Origin of the sequence: Sinorhizobium numidicum, from assembly GCF_029892045.1 — a bacterium.
GTDB classification, from domain to species: domain Bacteria; phylum Pseudomonadota; class Alphaproteobacteria; order Rhizobiales; family Rhizobiaceae; genus Sinorhizobium; species Sinorhizobium numidicum.
The window spans coordinates 2,290,437-2,308,460 of record NZ_CP120368.1 but is presented as its reverse complement, the minus strand read 5'-3'; the positions used below and the strand labels follow the sequence as shown (position 1 = coordinate 2,308,460).

Below are 18,024 nucleotides of genomic sequence, written 5' to 3'. Positions count from 1 at the left end.
TCGCCGTCAGCGGCTCGGTGCCACGCTGGCTGAGACGACGCGCTCGCCGCTCGAGAAGATGATGACGGCGAACAGAAGAACGCCGGCGAAGGCGATGAGCGACGAGAGGGCGACGATCGGCTCCATCGCCGCGTTGCCCGTCAGCATCAGATAGAGCGACGGAATGAGCACCGCGACACCGAAGGTGTAGACGGCATATTGGATCATCGCCAAGCGTCTCTCGGCCTTGCGCGGATTAAGCGCATGATAGCCGCCGAAGATTGCCATCGTCACCCAGCCGAGCAGGTTGGCGTGGGCGTGGGCGCCGGTGGCGCCGTGATCCCCTGAGATCGACATGTGAAGTCCGATGGATATGCCCAATATGAGAAAGACAATGGCTGTCTTGAAATAAAGATTTGCAATGCGCGGCATCGGTTTTCCCCCTTTGAAAACAAGAGATTTAGCATGTTCTCAAACGCCTGAGAACATGCTCATACAACAGCCTCTTGCCCTTTCGGGCTGTTCCCGACGTTACAATTTGAAAGACGGCCGCCGACCCGTGATTCAGGCGTGCCTCACGGTCGAGCGCCGTCGAGCCGTGAACGCGCGGGTTGCATGGGAACGGAACCAATCCGGACTTTTCGCATTCGGTAGAGGATGAACCACATCCGCTGCAGCGTAGCACCTCTTTCAGGACGCGCAAAAATCGCTGCAGTAATTTGAATTGCTGCATGATTTTGTCTTTAAGCAGGAATTGTGCAGTGGAGGATCGTAATATGCTTGGTACCGTTCTTCTGATTATTCTGATCCTGCTCCTGATCGGCGCCGTTCCGGCCTGGCCGTATTCAGCCAGTTGGGGCTACGGCCCCTCGGGCATTCTGGGCGTCTTAGTCATCGTGCTGCTAGTCCTGCTGCTGATGGGCAGAATCTAGCGCATTGCATCTGAGCACGCGTGGTGTGCGGCGACGAGCAATTCTTCGCTGCTCCGGGCGGGCCTACTGCATGTTTCCTTAAATCGGAGCCGATTTAAGGATAAAAACATGCAGCAATTCAAAGTGCTACAGCGACCTTTGTGCGTCTGAAAAGACGCACGGCGCTGTAGAAATCACCAGCTCGCCCCATCGATCAGACGGTGCGGAATGTCCTCCCAGACAGCCCGGTCGAAGACGCGCATGTTCACGCCCATCCGCGTAGAGTTTCGTCCAATCGGCGACCAGTGGGTCGTGCAGCCGCATACGCCGCAGTGATGCATGGTCAGGGTCTTGCCGCCTTGGACATAGCCGACCAGCTTTTTTTCCGGATCGCTGACAGCGACCTCGTCGGAAGGATAGTAGGCCCAGAGCGCGCCGAGCCGGCTGCAGAGCGAGCAGTTGCAATCGCCGAGCGTTTCGGGGCGGACGGGGACGGTGATGTGTACCGCCCTGCAGTGGCAATGACCTTCGATCATGGTTTTGCGCCTCCCGCTGGTGCGCCGCCGCGACGGTGAGCTGTTCGCGGCGGTAAATCGCGAGACTATTATTGATCTTATCCGATCACAGTCCAGTAAAGACGATTGCTATCCTAAAGTGCTGCGTCTCTTCAGGCGCGCGAAGGCCGCGATAATGCATCGGCGCCAGGGTCGGCCCCTCATCCGGCCTGCCGGCCACCGTCTCCCCGCGAGCGGGGAGACGGACAAGCGGCGCACTCCCTTTCAGCTACGCCAAGGTTCCAGAAAATGGGAAGACGGATCGCGGGATGACCAGTTTACCCAGCTCATCCGGCCGCTCTCCTGCGCCCGGCCTTTCCGCTTTGCTGAGGGAACAGGCGGTGCTCCTGGAGGAACTGGACCGCCGGCAGCGGACCAATATCCTCGACCGCTACCGGCCCTATGCCAAACAGCGAGAGTTTCATTTGGCGGGCGCGGCCTTTCGCGAGCGCCTGTTCATGGCTGGCAATCAGTTGGGCAAAACGCTGGCGGGGGCGGCGGAAGCGGCGATGCATCTGACGGGGCGCTATCCCGACTGGTGGCAGGGCAAGCGGTTTGGAAAGCCGGTCGTAATGCTGGCGGGCTCGGAATCCTACGAGCTGACGCGCGACGGCGTGCAGCGGCTGCTCGTAGGTCCGCCGCTCAATGAAGAGGATTGGGGCACGGGCTTCATTCCCAAAGCTGCGATCATCGCGACAACCCGGCGCTCCGGTGCCTCCGGCGCGCTCGATAGCGTGACAGTACGGCACCTCTCGGGCGGGGCTTCGACGCTGCTCTTCAAGGCCTATGAGCAGGGGCGCGGCAAGTGGCAGGCGAACACGGTCGACTATGTCTGGTTCGACGAGGAGCCGCCCGAGGACGTCTATTTCGAGGGGATTACCCGCACCAATGCGACGCGGGGCTCCGTCGCCGTCACCTTCACGCCGCTCAAAGGCCTAAGCGCGGTGGTGGCGCGGTACCTCATGGAAAAATCGCCGGATCGCGAGGTCATCACCATGACGATCGAGGATGCGGAGCACTATACGCCGGAGGAGCGGCAGCGGATCATCGACAGCTATCAGTTTATGCGGGCAACGCTGATCGGTCTCGCCAACGAAATCCCGTCGATCAGCGGCAGGGATCTCTTCGCTCCCGATCTCCAGGACCCGCTCGCCTTTCACCTCCTGAAGCGTCGCGGCTTCGCCGCTTTCATCACCGGCGAGATTGGGCTCGCCGAGTTTGGCAAGCGGCTGGCGATGGAATGGGCGTCGCTGCCTGTTCTCGCCGACGCGGACGGCGAGCGGCGGCCGGTCAAGCGCGGACAGTCTTATTACGCCGGTGATGGCCTCAACAAGGCACTGGTGGAGCCGGAAAAGGTGGAGGCGGTCCTTCGCGCGGTGCTCACCGCTGCTCGCTCCCGGGATACAGGAAGAGACCAGCCGGCCGAGGCTTCGGCGGCGCGGCCTGTGCCGCGGCGCAAAGCGGTCGCTCGATCCGCCCGGTTTTGGACGTGGTTGCTCACCGCCGGAGGCACGATCATCACGGCTCTGAAGGAGCTCAATCTCGTGGCGCTCGACTGGCGGGTACAGCTCGCGATCTTGGCCGCGATCATCGGCTTTGCGGTTTACGCCATCTCCTCCATGCCAACCGTGCGCGACGCGCTGGGGCTTAGGCGCTGATGGTCCCCTGGATCAAGATCCTCGCCGGCGCGCTCGCGCTCGCCGCCATCGCGTGGGCTGCCCTCGAAATTCGCAAGGAAGGCGCAGAAGCGGCGAGACAATCAATCGAAAGGCAAAATAATGAAGCGGCGGACCGCGCTCACGGGAAGCGCATTGATTACGATGCTTGTCTTGGTGCTGGCGGGCTGTGGAATTTCGCAGCCGGCGAGTGTGACGGGCCTTCGCAACGTCGTCGGCCTTGATCTCGCGGGTGCGCGCGGCGCCACGCCCGCGGACCAACGCAAGATCGACCGGACAGTTGTCGGTCTCTGTGCCGCGGCTGTCTGGACGCGGGCCGAGTGCGGCCGGCATGGGAGCACCGAGAATGATTGACGCGAGCGTTCACCAGCAGCTCGGGACGTTGATTGCCGAAGTGAAGAACCTGCGCGAGGACTTCCGCCGCTCAGAAGACCGGTCCGATACGAGCCGCACCTCGATGCACCGGCGCATGGATGAGCTTGTCGAGCGGGTGGGCACGCTCGAGGGGGCGATGACGCTGGTCAAGGAGGACCTGGCGGAGATGAAACCGGTGACGGATGACGTTCGCAAATGGAAGCTGATGGGAATGGGCGCCCTCGGCGTCATCGGCATCGGCGGAGCGGCGCTGGGCGTAACCTTCGCCGACGCCGCGAAGCGACTGCTGGTGTTATTGCGGGGAGGGTGAGCGATGATTCCGATCGTTGCAGCGGTCCAAGAGCCGGCGCTTCCGGGGGAAAACAGCAAGCCCGAATTGTTGTTTGGAATGCACTGCCGACGGCTCGACAGCCGCCCCAAATCATACCAGTATGGCTGGTGGAAACGGGGGCTCTACATGCATAAACTGTCATTGATGCTGGCAGGTTTTCTGATCGCGGCAAACACTGCCGGAGCTGTCGAAACCAACACGAAGACATGGAAGCAGGTCAATAATTGGCTTGTGGCTTCCGATCCTTCCATGGGTGATTCCTGCTACATCGCGACCAGTTATGACGGCGACATCATCCTGCGCATGGGCTTCTATCCGAGGGGCTCGGAGAACATGGCTTTCGTGTCCTTTGGCAGCCCGGACTGGCGATCGATCGAGGCCGACAAATCCTATGATATCACCATGCAACTGGATCAGGGCCGTCGTTGGCCGGCCGCCGCGATCGGATTTCAGACGGATGGCCTGAAACACCTTGTCGTCAATTTCTCCAATGTCGATTTCATCGACGACTTCGTCCGCAGGAATTTTCTAAAGGTCTCGTTCGGAGGCCGGGCGATTGCCAATCTCAGCCTGAAAGATTCGCGAAGGGCCGCAAGCGAGATGTTCAAATGCCAAGAGGCGGTGAACGCCCTGTTGCCCGTGCCCGATCGCGATTCCTTTGGCGAGGCAGCGAAAGCGGAAAACGATCCCTTTGCCGGAGCAGACGGCAATGCTGCGGACAAGGATCCGTTTGCAGCGGGTGGGGCAAAGGAAACATCGAAGGACCCCTTTGCCATGTGATCTTTACGGAAGGAGGAAGGATGCCGCCTTCCTCGACAGTGAGCGGCGATCCACATGGTTCGCAGCTCGTGGGTGAATCGATTAGCGCTCTCGCCGAGATGTGAAAAACCAACAGGATGCGCGCACAACAGGGGCATTACATGCGTAGATTGTCATTGGGGATAGCCAGCCTTCTCATATCCGTCTGCACGGTTTCGGCGGAGCCGTCCGAGATCATCAAATGGAAGGACGTCAACGGCTGGACGGTAGCCTCTGATGTCACCATGGAGGGCTCTTGCTTCATCATCTCCGAATACGAGGGCGGCGTCACCCTCCGGCTCGGCTTTCACCCCAAGGGCTCCGAGTTTCCCTTTTACATGATGTTCGGCAACGATGACTGGAAATCCATCGAAATAGGAAAGGACTACGATTTGTCCTTCCAGTTTGATCGAAGCGAGCCTTGGACGGCATCCGCCAGAGTCGCTGGCGACGAGAGTGGCAAGTTTCTCTTCATCAACCTGGCGGAACCGGACTTTCTCTCGGGCTTCGTGCGGAAGCGCGGCCTGAAAATCACGTTCGAAGATCGTGTCGTCGCCAATCTGAGCCTGCGCGATTCGGGCCGCGCGGCGGAGGAAATGCTGAACTGCCAGAAGGCGGTGGACAAGCTGATCGCCGAAGAGGACGAGAAGCGAGATCCCTTTGGCGGCAAGGCGGAGGAAACGGATCCGTTCACCGCGACCGGCGGCCGGGGATCGTCGAAGGACCCCTTCAGTCTGTAGTACCTCGCTCTTCGACTGGAATTCGCGCGTCGCCGGTCCCGGCGCGCGATCATCAGGGCCGTGCGTCTTTTCAGACGCACAAAGGTCGCTGTAGCACTGTGATTGCTGCTGCGGAGGGCGAGCGCCGCGCTGGCGTTTTCCAGGCGGCGCATCGTTGTGGTTCTGAGGCTTGCAAGGTTTATTGGGCGACCGCCGCCTGTTCCGCTTCGCGATCCTGCGTCTGTTCCGCGGCCAGGGCGTCGCGGATCTCGTCGATCTTTCCGACTGACGGGCCGACGCCGAGCACATCCTTCGCCCAGGCCATGACGTCTTCGTCCACGTAGGCGTCGCCATATTGCTCCACGCGGTTCTTGTTTGCGGCCGCCAGCAGCGCCTCACGCAGAGCCTCGTCACCGAGCGCAGGATCTGTCGGCGGCACGTCGCTGCCGTTCGTTAGCTCATATTGCGCATAGGCCATCGCATAGGCGGAAATCGCAGCCATACGTGGGTCGTTCGAGTTCATGTAGGCATGATAATTGCGCTTCAGTGACTTGAGTCCCGCAAGCTTCGCCGAGAGATTGGGTTTTTCCGGCTTCACGACAGCCGTTTCCGGCACCGCGACAGATGTTTTCCTGGCCGGCTTCTGCACCGGTCGGGCTGCGGTTTTCACAGCACTGCTTTTCTTTTTGCCAAAAAGGCTGTCCAGCGCCTTGGCGACAGGGTCCTTTGCGGGGTTGGCGTAGCGTTTAGATGTGGTTGCCGATTTGCCGTTGTTCGCCGAAGACTTTCCGGTGCTTTTGCCGCCATGGCCGTTTCCGCCGCCATTGCCACCGCCGTTGCCACCGCCGTTGCCGCCGCCATTTCCGTTCTTTGCGTAAGCGGCAGGCGACCATCCTCCCGATTGATCCTGAAACCCGAGGCCGATCGGCGCGGAGGCAAAAGCCACCGAAAGACAGGCCAGGCAGGCCAGTTGGGTCATTTTTTGCACGACAAAGCACCTCCTCATTAAGATCGTCAGACGCAGAAATAGCCGGCGATCACACTCCGTCCAATCACGTTGTGTTTCAGCGCGGTCTATCGCCTGGCACCGGGAACGCGCGAAAGAAATGCTAACTATAGTTGTGTCTCGGTAAGGGCCAAATTCTCGCTTGCTCGTCCGGTTGCGCATTTGCCTGTCATTCTGATCTTGTTGGTGTCGCACTGGTCGAGCCACAGCGCCATGCGCCTTCAAGAACAACAGGCGTTCTCGGTGACCGATGACGTGCCGCAGCAGACGGCTGCCTCCCGTTTCTCATCGGCGAGCCAGCGGTCACGCGGCTTGCAGCTTGCGGGACGCGGCACCAACGTCACATGCAGGGCTCCGTTGTGGAGCATGGGCGGCGCCGCGCAATAAATTTGCATCGGCTGCACGCCGTCACTTACCTCGAACGTCAGTCTCGCTGCGCTGTCAAGCTGCACATGCTCCGAGACCTTGCGGATAATCGCGGAAAATTTCCCGGCGAACATGTGAGCGCGATCGTCTTCGTCGATATCCCAGAGTTGCACGAAGATTTCGGACCAGGTCTCGGGGTTGGCGCCGCAATCGAGCGCGGAAAATTGGCCGGCCTTCACCTCTGTGATGTGATAGCCTGGCTTCACCGGCTTGCCGTTGTAGTGAAACACCAGCGGCAAGTGCTTGTTTTCCGTGAGCGAATCCAGCAGTTGGCCGAGGCTGATGTCAGTGTCCTGAAGCAGGGGCTTGTCGGTCGCACTTATTTGCGTTACTCCTAATTTCAATGTTCAAGGATTATTGAAATATGAATGAGCGTCAAGCCCTGGCAGCCTTTGGCGGCCTCTCGCAGGAGACCCGCCTCCGGATCGTCCGTATGTTGGTGATCGCGGGCCAGAGCGGCATGTCGGCAGGGGCTATTGCCGAGAAGGCGGAGGTTTCCCCTTCCAATGTCTCTTTTCACCTGAAGGAGCTGGAGCGGGCCGGGCTCGTCGCCCAGCAGCGCGAATCCAGATCGATAATCTACTCGGCGAATTACGATGCATTGGGCGGCCTTATCCGTTTCCTGATGGAAGATTGCTGCGCGGACCATCCGCTGATCCGCGCACGTGAGGCGGCTGGCGACGCCTGCTGCGGACCGGAACTGGAGGAGAAACGGCAATGAGCGCCGATCAGGCCTACGACGTGCTTTGCACCGGCAATCGAGGCGCAGGAGAGGGCCGGTTCCGCGCCTCCCTGACGGGAGCAGTCCGAAAAGCAAAATGCATCCGTGGGCGCGGGGGATGCTTGACGCGCCTGAACGCCGGCGCATGCGTTCTCCATTAGGAACCGGGATTTACCCCTGATCCTCTTCGCCCCACCTGACCGATCGCTGTAGCGAGCAAAGACAGGGAACCTGAAACAGCGTGCGAGCCTGAAATCCAAATGAGCAAACGTCCGCCGATTGCCGCAATTCTCGCCCTCGGCGTGACGCAGATCATCGGTTACGGAACGCTTTACTACAGCTTCAGCATTCTGGCGCCGGATATGGCCGCAGATCTTGGCTGGCCAAGCGAGTGGATTTTCGGCGTTCTTTCGGCTGCGCTCCTGATCGGTGGCTTGACGGCGCCTTGGATGGGAGCGCTGCTCGATCGGATCGGTGCGGGACGAGTGATGACGATCGGTTCGGCTCTGGCGGCCGCCGCGCTGACTGGTTGTGCCATGGCGCCCGGGAAGGCGGCCTTTATCGCTGCGTTGATCGCGATCGAGACCGCCGCGAACCTGGTTCAATATGGTGCCGCCTTTGCGCTGCTGGTGCAGATCCGGCCGGAGGCGGCCCAACGCAGCATTACCTATCTAACGCTGATTGCCGGTTTTGCGTCGACCATTTTCTGGCCGATCACCACGGCTCTTCACGCCGAGCTCTCGTGGCAGAATGTCTACCTCGTGTTCGCTGCGCTAAACCTCTTCGTTTGCCTGCCGCTGCACGCGTGGCTTGCACGCGGCGTCGGCAAGGATCGACAAGCGGTGTCATCGACCGCTCTCCCGCCGCCCATCAATGGCGTGCTTGCCCCCGCCGCGCGCCCGCTTGGCCTGCTACTGATGATCACAGGTTTTTCCCTGCAATCCCTGGTAAGTTCGGCAGTGCTGGTTCACATGGTGCCGCTGCTCTCGGGCCTCGGACTTGGTGCCTTGGCGTCCCTGGTCGGAACTTTGTTCGGTCCGTCCCAAGTCCTCAGCCGACTGACGAACATGCTGCTCGGCCGCAATCTCCCGCCGACCATTCTGGCGATGATTGCTGCCGCTCTGATGCCGGGTGGCGTGGTTATTCTGATCCTCACAGCGCCGTCAATTTCGGGCGCGATGGCCTTTGCCGTCGTTTTCGGCCTTGGAAACGGGCTTCTCAGCATCGTAACGGGGACGCTGCCGCTGATGCTGTTCGGCAGCGAAGGCTATGGCAAGCTTCAGGGGAAAATGATGGCCGCACGTCTGATCATTTCGGCTACGGCCCCGTTCGTGCTGGCATTGGCGATGGCGGGGATCGGAGTGACGTCGTCTTTGGCGATCACTGCAGGTACGGGGGGCGTCGCCGTTGTGATTTTCGTCGTCATCGGCCGCCTCGTCCAATCGGATATACATCGATCGTGACGGCGGCACTCGTTTCGAGCTCGTGCTTTGCCCCGCCATGTTGGCACATCTGCTCAACGGAGGCGGCGCGTGAAAGCAATCTGTGGAACTTTCAAGGAGATCTTCGGTTGTGAAGCCAAGAGGCAGGAAAGGAACACGTTAATGGCTAATCCGAGAGATCACCTGCATGCGTGGCTGAGGGATGCGCACGCAATGGAAGAGCAGGCGATAACCATGCTGACCAGCCAGTCATCGCGACTGGAAAACTACCCGGAGCTCAAAGCCCGGATCGACAAGCATCTGCAGGAAACCCGCGATCAGGCCGCCATGCTGGAACGATGCCTGGAACGGGTCGGCGGTGGAACCTCCACCCTCAAGGACATTACCGGCAAGATTGTCGCCTTCGGCCAAGGCTTGAGCGGTCTGTTCGTCGATGACGAGGTCGTCAAAGGCTCGCTTGCCAGCTACACCTTCGAACAGATGGAGATCGCCAGCTATAAGATCCTCATTGCCGCCGCTGACTATGCCGGCGATCAGGAGACCAAGCGTGTCTGCGAAACCATCCTGCAGCAGGAGTTGGCAATGGCGCAATGGCTCGATGAACACGCCGCTGCCATCACCCGCAAGTTTCTCGAACGCGATCAGCAGGACCTGACCGCCAAACATTGACGGAGCTAAGCCGGCTCCAGGAAGAAGCGCCATGGAAGCCGCACTGTTCGTCGTAGTTCTGTCATTGCCGCTGGCAGCGGCTTTGTTGCTGCTGCTGATTGGGCCGCGGTGGACCCAACCGGGATTGCCGCGGAAATGAGGGCCGCGGACTACTGCATGTTTCCTTAAATCGGAGCCGATTTTAGGAAACATGCAGTAATTCAAAGTGCTACAGCGACCTTTGTGCGTCTTAAAAGACGCGCGGCACTGTAGATGATGCGCGGCGCCCCTTCGGTCAGAATAGGCGCACAAACATGCACATCGCCTCGTTGCAGCCCGTTGGTCGAATTACGGGCTTTTTTGTTTCAACTCCCGTCAATTCTATTGCGCAGGGCCTCCGGCTGCTTAACTCCAGCTTGGTAGAGCTCGATAAGTCTCATGGCGAGAAGTTCGGCCTCTTCACTGTTGCATTTGAGGTTCCGTACCCGCAACTCGCGATCGAAGACGCTCTGCAGCAACTCGATATCGTCAGGCATCAGAATAGGATAGTCGCGCAAACCACTCAGAGAACGCATGGCTCGATCTCCTCTCTAGGGGCGAAAGGCGGGAACGTTTCCCGCGAGCGCCCGGGTAAATCTGCCGTACGTTTAGGATTGTACCTCTAGCTAAGGGGTTTACGAGTCCCAAAAAGTAGTGGCCCATGGCCGGCATACAAGCAGCGGCTGAGCCACGAAACTTACTTGCCACGCAGAACAGTGCCGATGATCGCGAGCACTCCTCTTTTGGGAGGGTTTCGCCGCTCAGCGTGGGTCGGTCCATGCCCAATGCGATTAACCACAGTTGCAGGTTTGGTATAATGGGGCTCCCGGCTATTCCGTTTTGGCGTAGGATATTCAACGAGAGTTCTATTCCGCCAAGTAGCGGATGAGCTTAAGTTCGGAACCTGGTCAGTGCGTGGGGAAGAAAGAGAAGCCACAATGTTCGATCCTCGCGAGAAAATCGTTCTTTTCATCGACGGCGCCAATCTCTACGCCGCATCGAAGAGCCTCGGTTTCGATATCGATTACCGCAAGCTGCTCAAGGCGTTTCAGAAACGCGGGTATCTGCTGCGGGCCTACTACTACACGACGCTCATCGAGGGGCTGGAATTTTCCTCAATCCGCCCGCTGATTGATTGGCTCGACTATAACGGCTATCAGGTCGTCACCAAGCCAGCGAGGGAATTCACCGACGCCCTCGGGCGGCGCAAGATCAAGGGCAGCATGGACGTAGAGCTGGCAATCGACGCCCTCGAGATGTCCAACACCGTCGATCATCTGGTGATCTTCTCAGGTGACGGCGATTTCACGACGCTGGTCGAGGCGCTGCAGCGCAAGGGCCGCAAGGTCTCGGTGGTCTCGACCATGTCGACGCAGCCGCCGATGATTGCCGACGACCTGCGCCGCCAGGCCGATCACTTCATTGATCTCGTCGCACTCCGCGGCGAGATAAGCCGAGAGCATCCCGAACGGGCGCCACACGGGGTCGAAACCGCGCCCCAGGATGTCGAAGGGTAATACGGGCCCTACAGCGCCGCCACCCGCCATTCAAACGCGCGCTTGGTAGCCGAGCTTCGTCTCGGCCGCCAGAAGCCTTCCCTGCTACAGCGCCGTGCGTCTTTTCAGACGCACAAAGGTCGCTGTAGCACTTTGAATTGCTGCATGTTTTATCCTTAAATCGGCTCCGATTTATGGAAACATGCAGTAGCCAATAAGCAGCACTCGCCGCCGCCCATCCGAAAGGACCCGCCCGCGACGGATTCTGGTTTGCGCCTCGAACTTGCGGCAGTAAATAATGATGCCACGAACAGTTCGGTATGCCATTTCGCAACTTGTGCTTCGCAAGAAAAAGAGACGATCGCGGCAGCAACCTTGCCCTTGGCTACCTGTCCATCGATTCACCTCGTCGGGTAATGCCAGGCGCAATTTCGGGTGGAGCTTGCTGGCGGCAGATTGCGCTTGGGCTTACTGTCGGGGATCAATCTTCAATGTCATTCGTTGATATTGTGACAATCGAGGTCGTCGCATGACATCCGCATACAACAAATTTCCGATTGTTGGCATCGGCGCGTCAGCCGGTGGCATTCCTGCGATGGAAGGCTTCTTCCGAGGCCTTCCGGCCGGCACGAACATGGCCTTCGTCATAGTCACACATTTGAGCCCCGAACGGGTAAGCTTACTTCACGAGGTGGTGGGCCGCTACACCGATATGCCGGTGTTCGTGGCCGAGGACGGGATGACGACGGAACCCGGCCATGTCTACGTCATGCCGCAGAACACGATCCTTTCCATCGACGACGGGCGATTGCGGGTGCGCCGGCCCAACGCCACAAATCGGGAGCGCAAGCCGATCGATATCTTTCTGAGCACGCTGGCCGAAGATAAAGGAGAACATGCTGTCGGTATCATCCTTTCCGGCGCGGATGGTGACGGAACGCTGGGAGCGAAGGCTATCAAGGAGCGCGGCGGCCTGACGATCGCGCAGGCAAGCGACAGTACGGGCCCGCGCAACCCGGACATGCCGCAAAGTGCGATTTCCAGCGGCGTGATCGATATTGCAGTGCCGGCCGATCAAATGGGCGAGAAACTCGTCGCCTTCGCGCATAGCTTCAACACCCTTCAAGATCTGGCGGGCCAGGAGGCGGCTGATCTTCAGCAAGCTCGGGCCGAGATCTATGCGCTTCTTCGCAGCCACTCGGGACACGATTTTTCCGGCTATAAACCGAAAACATTCCTGCGGCGTGTGAAGCGACGCATGCAGATCCTGCAGCTCCAAACCTTGCCCGATTACATCAACTTGCTCAGGAGCGATTCCGCCGAGGTGACGAATCTCTTTCGCGACCTCTTGATCAATGTCACGAACTTCTTCCGCGACCCCGATGCGTTCAACGTACTCGATCAACTGGTGATCCCTCGTCTGTTCGAGGGGCGAGGGGCAAGTGACACCGTACGGGTGTGGGTTCCGGGCTGTGCGACGGGCGAAGAAGTGTATTCGCTGGGGATCCTCATGCGCGAGCATATGGAGAAACTGTCGGAGGTGCCACGCGTCCAGATTTTCGCCACGGACATTGATGAACCAGCACTTAGCGTCGCGCGAGCCGGCCGCTATCCAGCAGCGCTGCTGCAAGGGCTTACGCCCGAGCGCAAACAACGCTACTTCAATAACGACGGTTCGAGCTTTGTCATCAGCAACGACGTGCGTGAACTCTGCGTGTTCTCACCACATAGCGTCACTCGCGATCCTCCTTTCTCGCGCATGGATATGGTGTCCTGCCGCAATCTGCTGATCTATTTAAGTCAAGAGATGCAGAACCGGGTCATTCCCACCTTCCACTATTCGCTTAAGCCAGGTGGCTATCTCTTCCTCGGAACCTCTGAAAGCATCAGTCAGCACGGGGACCTCTTCTCAACGCTCGATAAGAAGAACCGCATTTTTCAGGCGCGGGAACATGCCTCGGTGGTGCCCAGGCTTCCGGCCCTCGCAGGAGAGCCGCGGACGGTTACCACCGCCGCACGTCATGGCGATGGAGGGAGGGTCGCGTCCTATCCATTGCGACAGGCGGTCGAGGCGCACGTTCTTGAGCGGTTTGCGCCGGCGCACGTGGTCGTCAACGGCGATGGAGAGGCGTTCTACTACTCCGCTCGAACAGGCAAATATCTCGAGCTTCCGCAAGGCGCCCCGAGCCGCCAAATCCTGACAACGGCGAGGCGGGGCCTGCGACTCGATTTGCGGGCGGCATTGCGTGAGGCCGTCTCCACGCAAAATATCGTGGTGCGCGAAAATGTCGTCATCGATGACGACGATGATCGGGTTCAATCGATCACTTTGACCGTTGAGCCATTGGCGAATAGGGGAGCCGGCGAGCCTCTCTACCTGATCGTGTTCGATCCCGCCGGGCCGGCGCAAAGCCGTGTGGAGGCCCAACAGCGCGGGCGCGGTCCGAATGTCACCACCGATCTGGAGCGTGAGTTGCGCGAGACGCGGGAGCGGCTGCAATCGACAATCGAGGAATACGAGACGGCCCTTGAAGAACTGAAAGCCTCTAACGAGGAGCTCGTTTCGGTCAACGAGGAGGCGCAATCGACAAATGAGGAACTCGAAGCCTCGAAAGAGGAAATGCAGTCCCTCAATGAAGAGCTGAGCACGATTAACGCGGAATTAAGCGGAAAAATCGAGGAGCTCGATCACGCGAACAGCGATCTTAAAAACCTGTTCGAGAGCACCCAGATCGCGACGGTCTTCCTGGACCGCAACCTCGTCATCCGTAATTTTACGCCGGCGGCATCCTCGTTCTTCAACATTCGGCTATCCGACATAGGCCGGCCTCTCACAGAGCTTTCGAGCAAGCTCGACTATCCCGAGCTTAAGGAACAGATCGCCTCGGTCTTCAAAACGGGAGACGTCATGGAACATCGCGTTGCTCGCGACGGAGACGGAAAACACTACCTGGTACGCTTGATACCTTATCGCGACGAGGCGGCGCGCATCGAAGGTGTCGTCGTCACTGTGGTCGACGTGACAAGAATGGCTGAAGCCGAGGCGCACCAGCAGACGCTGGTCTCGGAGCTCAATCATCGGGTCAAGAACATGCTTGCCGTGGTGATCAGCATCGCCAACCACACGTTGGAGGGCTCGCGGTCACCCAGGGAATTCCACGCGGCGCTGAACGGTCGTTTGCAGGCAATGGCCCGAGCATATGGTCTCTTGACCCAGTCGCACTGGACCGAGGCTCCTGTCGAAGACCTTGTCCGGCAGGAACTCGAAGCGTTCGGCTCCAGTCGCTTCGAGTTGCGTGGGCCAGACCTCCGCCTCAACCCGCAGCAGGGTCTGTCGGTAGGCATGGCGATCCATGAACTCGCGACCAACGCGTCGAAATATGGTGCCCTGAGCAAATCAGAAGGGAAGGTTCTCGTTGAGTGGGAATTGGCGAATGACCGCTTCCGGCTCGCCTGGCAGGAAAATGATGGCCCGCCTGTGACGAAACCGGAGAAGGAGGGCTTCGGCCTTTCTCTGCTCAAGGGAGAGATCGGCTACCGGCTCGACGGCGAAGTGGAGACTTTGTTCCGTCCGGAAGGCCTGTTGGTGCGGATTTCATTTCCGTATGAAAGGTAGGTGAGCTCCATGCGCGGGCGCGCTCGCGTCCTGATTGTCGAAGACGAATGGCTCATTGCGGAAGATCACGCAGCTAGCCTCCGCGAAGCAGGATACCAGGTGGTTGGCCCTGTCCCTTCGGTGAAAACGGCGCTCCAGGCCATAGAGAAGCAGGAAATCGATCTTGCACTGCTCGACATTCAACTGCGGAACGAAACAAGTCTTCCGGTGGCGGAACGCCTGAATGCCAAGGGAGTGCCATTCGCATTTCTGACCGGCTATTCCGACGAAAAGCTACCTCCGGATCTAAAGGATCGGGAAGTCATCCCGAAGCCTGTTGACGCGGCCTTTCTTGCTGCGGCCGTCGCCCGTCTTTGCAAGGACTGAATCTGACACGGCGCTGTACGCGGATCCTCCAGCGGGACAAAGACCCACGTTCGGCGTTTCGCGCAATTGTTGGAGACTTCGCCTGCGCGAAATCGATAAGCTCCCGTCAGCAAACCCGGTCGTGCTTCTCGTCGAGGACGAGCGCTCGTGCGTTTGACGGCGGCCGATTTCCTCATGGAAGCCGGATTCAAGGTCTTCCAAGCCGCCAATGCCGACGAGGCTCTTCAGATGCTTCAGGCACGCGCGGATATTTTCGCGGTTTTACCGACATCGAGATGCTGGGCTCGATCAACGGAATTGCTCTCGCAGGCGTGATCGACGACCGCTGGACGGCGCTTGCACGTTGGCGAAAGTGCTGATGACGACGGGTAGTCTTCCTTCCTCGTTTCGGCAATCTCGACCGCCGTTGCGGCACCTGGGGAATTTCCGCGATGGGGCGCTTTGCCTGAGGCATCGTTGTTCCCGCCGGACCGATCAACGATCGCATCGGCATGGGTGTTTAACGGCGCAAATGCCGGCAGTCTCGCCACGACCGGCGAAATGACGATTCCGGCCAGGGTGCAGGCAAGAGCGACGATGGCGATGACAAACCGGCTAGACATTACATGCGCTCCGCTCCTCGGAGCGGGACATGAGGGGCCTATCCTCCAGTCCTATCGGTCCAAGCTCGCATTGGAGCCGTGTCGACGCCGCAAAGCATCTAGAAGAAACGGGGTCTCGTCCAGCAGTATTTCGATAGGTTACTAAGTTAATATCCCGGCGGCGCGCCTTTTGCCCGACTGGCTGGCGGGAATGCATAATGTTGACAACGCCGCTCAACATATTGTGAACGGCGAAGCCTCAACCCGGCTTGCCGCTAGTGGGGCGACATCGTACAAAGCCTCGTCATCTGCATGAGCGCCACGCTCATGCACGTAAGCGTTAACGTCACTCAACGCGTATGATCGAACGCCTTTCCCGTTTCGGTCTGCGCGACTGTGTCCTGCAGAACCGAGGCTGAAAGTCTCGAAAGGACACAAATGAATATTTCAGATCATTCAGGTCTCCTAACGGCCGCCCCTCGCATCGAACGCGTGCGTCATGAGTTGAGGCGGCGGTCGCTCACGGTCGCTATGTCGAGCGGTTGACCCCGCTATGTTGCGGATCACACTCACCGGTGAGGACCTTGCGGATTTCGTCAGCCTCGGGCCGGACGACCATGTGAAGGTCATCGTTCCCACGTCTTCGAGCGAAGAGGCACGCCGCGACTACACGCCGCGCCGATACGACGCGCACTCGCGAAGCTCGTGATCGACTTTGCCGTTCACGACGCCGGTCCCGCTACCCAATGGGCGCTTGATGCCCGGCCCGGCGACAGGCTCGAAATCGGAGGTCCGCGCGGTTCTCAGATCGTCTCGGCAGACGTCAAACGCTGGCTTCTCGTCGGCGACGAGACCGCGCTTCCGGCCATCGGCCGCAGGATCGAAGAAGCGAGCGCGGGTACCGAGATCACCAGTGTCGTCGCGGTAGCGGACCCGCAGGAGCGTCAGGCGTTCGAAACGCGGGCCGAATTGAACATGCTCTGGGCCTGCCGCCCCCTTTCCGACGCCGCCAACCCCTCGGCTCTCCTTTCTTTGGTGAAGCAGGCGGACCTGAAACCGGAAACCTTCGTCTGGGTTGCCGCCGAAGCCGCCGTGACGCGGGCAATCCGCTCCTATCTCGTGGAACAACGAGGGCATCCGCTCACCTGGACGAAAGCATCCGGCTACTGGGTGATGGGAAAGGCGGACGCGCACGAGAAGTTCGACTGAGAGGGCCGACGGGCCGATCGTCTGGTACGTTTCTATCGCCGGGCGCCACCGAGCGTGCGGCGAGCCTCGCGGTTATTGCTCGACCGTGACCTGGACGACGCTTCGAGCGAGCGTGAGGAGGAGGAGGATAGGCCATTGCCGCCCGGCCGGGCACCGCGCACTCTACGGCGCGCCCGGTCCGTGAATACCTTTGGCAACAGTGGCCTTCGTCCGCCGGTCGCCAACCGCGTGACGGACAGATCAGTCGTCGTCGCCGAAGAAATCGAAGCGATAGCGTCGGCTTACAAGCCGCAGCGAGCGGTCCGGTTCGATCACGTAGGTCTCATAGACCCGGCGGCCGAACCGATCGTTGAACTGGTGCGGCACGATGCTGCCGACCGGCGCCTTGGTGAGCCGCGTGCGCGGTTGGCCACGATAGGTGATGCTGCCGGGAATGGGCTCAAGGTAGGGCGAGTAGCCTGCCGAGTAGCCAACGGCGGTGGCCTCGCAGCCGCTCAGCAGAACGGCGGTGCAGAGGGCGGCAAGAAGATGTTTCATGGCAATCCTCGCAATTTCAGGATCCGTCTCCCTTCTATCTATCGCTGAAAACGTCACAGTCTATCCGGCGGCTCGTCAGCCGCGCTGAGAACCCCGCAAAGGGGGAGAGCAATAATGCTCCTCTACGATTTTCTTCGAGCGTCACTCGAAATCGATCAGTCGTTGAAGACTTCGTAATCGATGCGACGGCTCGTCAGCCGCAGCGAGCGGTCCGGCTCGATAATGTAGGTTTCATAGACGCGATGGCCGAAATTATCGAAGAACTGGTGGGGCACAATGCTGCCGACCGGCGCCTTGGTCAGTCTCGTGCGCGGCTGGCCGCCGTAAGTGATGCTGCCTGGAATCGGTTCCAGTTGGCTGCCATAGCCGACCACTGTCGAGCTGCAGGCGCTTAAAAGGGCTGCACAAATGGCGAGCAGGGCGATCTTCATGGCGAATGTTCCTGAGCATCGGCACAGCGCCCCATCTCGTTGCGCTGGACCGGTCGTTGCACATCAACTGCCGCATCATCTTATTCTTTATCCGGCAACGATCATAGGAACGACCAGCTCCGGTGCAATTTCTTGGTGATGCATGCCGGCTGGCCGGCGATTT

The 18,024-nt window shown here is 59.6% G+C and carries 20 protein-coding genes and 1 pseudogene; 13 read left to right on the top strand and 8 right to left on the bottom strand.

The window, feature by feature from the left end; all coding sequences use genetic code 11:
* Window positions 1-6 precede the first annotated feature (6 nt).
* Window positions 7-411 carry a hypothetical protein gene (locus PYH37_RS22270; protein WP_280733584.1) on the bottom strand — a complete coding sequence of 135 codons (405 nt, stop codon included), beginning with the start codon at window positions 409-411 and terminating at the stop codon, window positions 7-9.
* 344 nt (window positions 412-755) lie between these two features.
* On the opposite strand from PYH37_RS22270, the gene PYH37_RS22265 reads away from it, so the two are divergent.
* Entirely contained in the window at window positions 756-911 is a 156-nt protein-coding gene (locus PYH37_RS22265; protein WP_280733583.1) for a DUF3309 family protein, read from the top strand.
* Between the two features lie 173 nt (window positions 912-1,084).
* Here PYH37_RS22265 and PYH37_RS22260 read toward each other — a convergent pair whose 3' ends face one another.
* A complete protein-coding gene (locus PYH37_RS22260) occupies window positions 1,085-1,426 on the bottom strand; it encodes a GFA family protein (protein WP_280733582.1) in 342 nt (113 codons plus the stop codon).
* Between the two features lie 287 nt (window positions 1,427-1,713).
* Here PYH37_RS22260 and PYH37_RS22255 point away from each other — a divergent pair, with 287 nt between their 5' ends.
* From PYH37_RS22255 to PYH37_RS22235, 5 genes are all read left to right on the top strand, one after another.
* Complete coding sequence (locus PYH37_RS22255; protein ID WP_280733581.1) at window positions 1,714-3,102, top strand: terminase large subunit domain-containing protein; 1,389 nt, start codon at window positions 1,714-1,716, stop codon at window positions 3,100-3,102.
* Window positions 3,103-3,222: 120 nt separating this feature from the next.
* Window positions 3,223-3,474: a hypothetical protein gene (locus tag PYH37_RS22250; RefSeq protein WP_280733579.1), complete on the top strand. Its 252-nt coding sequence runs from the start codon at window positions 3,223-3,225 to the stop codon at window positions 3,472-3,474.
* On the top strand, window positions 3,467-3,805 hold the full coding sequence (locus tag PYH37_RS22245; RefSeq protein ID WP_280733577.1) for a DUF1515 family protein: 339 nt from the start codon (window positions 3,467-3,469) through the stop codon (window positions 3,803-3,805). The genes PYH37_RS22250 and PYH37_RS22245 overlap by 8 nt, the downstream gene beginning before the upstream one ends.
* Window positions 3,806-3,808: 3 nt before the next feature.
* Window positions 3,809-4,606, top strand: coding sequence for a hypothetical protein (locus tag PYH37_RS22240; protein ID WP_280733576.1), 798 nt, complete (start codon window positions 3,809-3,811; stop codon window positions 4,604-4,606).
* 140 nt (window positions 4,607-4,746) lie between these two features.
* Window positions 4,747-5,364, top strand: a complete 618-nt coding sequence (locus PYH37_RS22235) for a hypothetical protein (protein WP_280733575.1) — start codon at window positions 4,747-4,749, stop codon at window positions 5,362-5,364.
* 178 nt (window positions 5,365-5,542) lie between these two features.
* On the opposite strand, the gene PYH37_RS22230 is transcribed toward PYH37_RS22235, so the two are convergent.
* Together PYH37_RS22230 and PYH37_RS22225 are read right to left on the bottom strand one after the other, a co-directional pair.
* The gene (locus PYH37_RS22230; protein ID WP_280733574.1) at window positions 5,543-6,511 is read right to left on the bottom strand and encodes a hypothetical protein; all 969 of its coding nucleotides are present in this window, start codon (window positions 6,509-6,511) and stop codon (window positions 5,543-5,545) included.
* A 59-nt stretch (window positions 6,512-6,570) separates the two neighbouring features.
* Window positions 6,571-7,098 (bottom strand): DUF6428 family protein, encoded by a 528-nt coding sequence (locus tag PYH37_RS22225; protein ID WP_280736133.1) that lies wholly within the window; start codon window positions 7,096-7,098, stop codon window positions 6,571-6,573.
* Window positions 7,099-7,139: 41 nt separating this feature from the next.
* Here PYH37_RS22225 and PYH37_RS22220 point away from each other — a divergent pair, with 41 nt between their 5' ends.
* From PYH37_RS22220 to PYH37_RS22210, 3 genes are all read left to right on the top strand, one after another.
* Window positions 7,140-7,496: an ArsR/SmtB family transcription factor gene (locus tag PYH37_RS22220; protein ID WP_280733573.1), complete on the top strand. Its 357-nt coding sequence runs from the start codon at window positions 7,140-7,142 to the stop codon at window positions 7,494-7,496.
* A 260-nt stretch (window positions 7,497-7,756) separates the two neighbouring features.
* Complete coding sequence (gene arsK, locus PYH37_RS22215; protein ID WP_280733572.1) at window positions 7,757-8,959, top strand: arsenite efflux MFS transporter ArsK; 1,203 nt, start codon at window positions 7,757-7,759, stop codon at window positions 8,957-8,959.
* Window positions 8,960-9,100: 141 nt separating this feature from the next.
* Entirely contained in the window at window positions 9,101-9,607 is a 507-nt protein-coding gene (locus PYH37_RS22210; RefSeq protein ID WP_280733571.1) for a ferritin-like domain-containing protein, read from the top strand.
* A gap of 344 nt (window positions 9,608-9,951) precedes the next feature.
* Here PYH37_RS22210 and PYH37_RS22205 read toward each other — a convergent pair whose 3' ends face one another.
* Entirely contained in the window at window positions 9,952-10,161 is a 210-nt protein-coding gene (locus PYH37_RS22205) for a hypothetical protein (protein ID WP_280733566.1), read from the bottom strand.
* A gap of 402 nt (window positions 10,162-10,563) precedes the next feature.
* Between PYH37_RS22205 and PYH37_RS22200 the strand changes: the two genes are divergently transcribed.
* From PYH37_RS22200 to PYH37_RS22190, 3 genes are all read left to right on the top strand, one after another.
* The gene (locus PYH37_RS22200) at window positions 10,564-11,142 is read left to right on the top strand and encodes a LabA-like NYN domain-containing protein (RefSeq protein WP_280733565.1); all 579 of its coding nucleotides are present in this window, start codon (window positions 10,564-10,566) and stop codon (window positions 11,140-11,142) included.
* 508 nt (window positions 11,143-11,650) lie between these two features.
* On the top strand, window positions 11,651-14,737 hold the full coding sequence (locus PYH37_RS22195) for a CheR family methyltransferase (RefSeq protein WP_280733564.1): 3,087 nt from the start codon (window positions 11,651-11,653) through the stop codon (window positions 14,735-14,737).
* Window positions 14,738-14,746: 9 nt separating this feature from the next.
* The gene (locus tag PYH37_RS22190; RefSeq protein ID WP_280733563.1) at window positions 14,747-15,103 is read left to right on the top strand and encodes a response regulator; all 357 of its coding nucleotides are present in this window, start codon (window positions 14,747-14,749) and stop codon (window positions 15,101-15,103) included.
* 233 nt (window positions 15,104-15,336) lie between these two features.
* Here the strand turns inward: PYH37_RS22190 and PYH37_RS22185 are convergent, their stop codons facing one another.
* A complete protein-coding gene (locus PYH37_RS22185) occupies window positions 15,337-15,705 on the bottom strand; it encodes a hypothetical protein (protein ID WP_280733562.1) in 369 nt (122 codons plus the stop codon).
* 417 nt (window positions 15,706-16,122) lie between these two features.
* Between PYH37_RS22185 and PYH37_RS22180 the strand changes: the two are divergent.
* Window positions 16,123-16,893, top strand: a pseudogene (locus PYH37_RS22180) (siderophore-interacting protein).
* Window positions 16,894-17,133: 240 nt separating this feature from the next.
* On the opposite strand, the gene PYH37_RS22175 reads toward PYH37_RS22180, so the two are convergent.
* The gene (locus PYH37_RS22175) at window positions 17,134-17,430 is read right to left on the bottom strand and encodes a hypothetical protein (protein ID WP_280733561.1); all 297 of its coding nucleotides are present in this window, start codon (window positions 17,428-17,430) and stop codon (window positions 17,134-17,136) included.
* Window positions 17,431-17,585: 155 nt separating this feature from the next.
* Window positions 17,586-17,861: a hypothetical protein gene (locus tag PYH37_RS22170; protein WP_280733560.1), complete on the bottom strand. Its 276-nt coding sequence runs from the start codon at window positions 17,859-17,861 to the stop codon at window positions 17,586-17,588.
* Window positions 17,862-18,024: the final 163 nt, after the last annotated feature.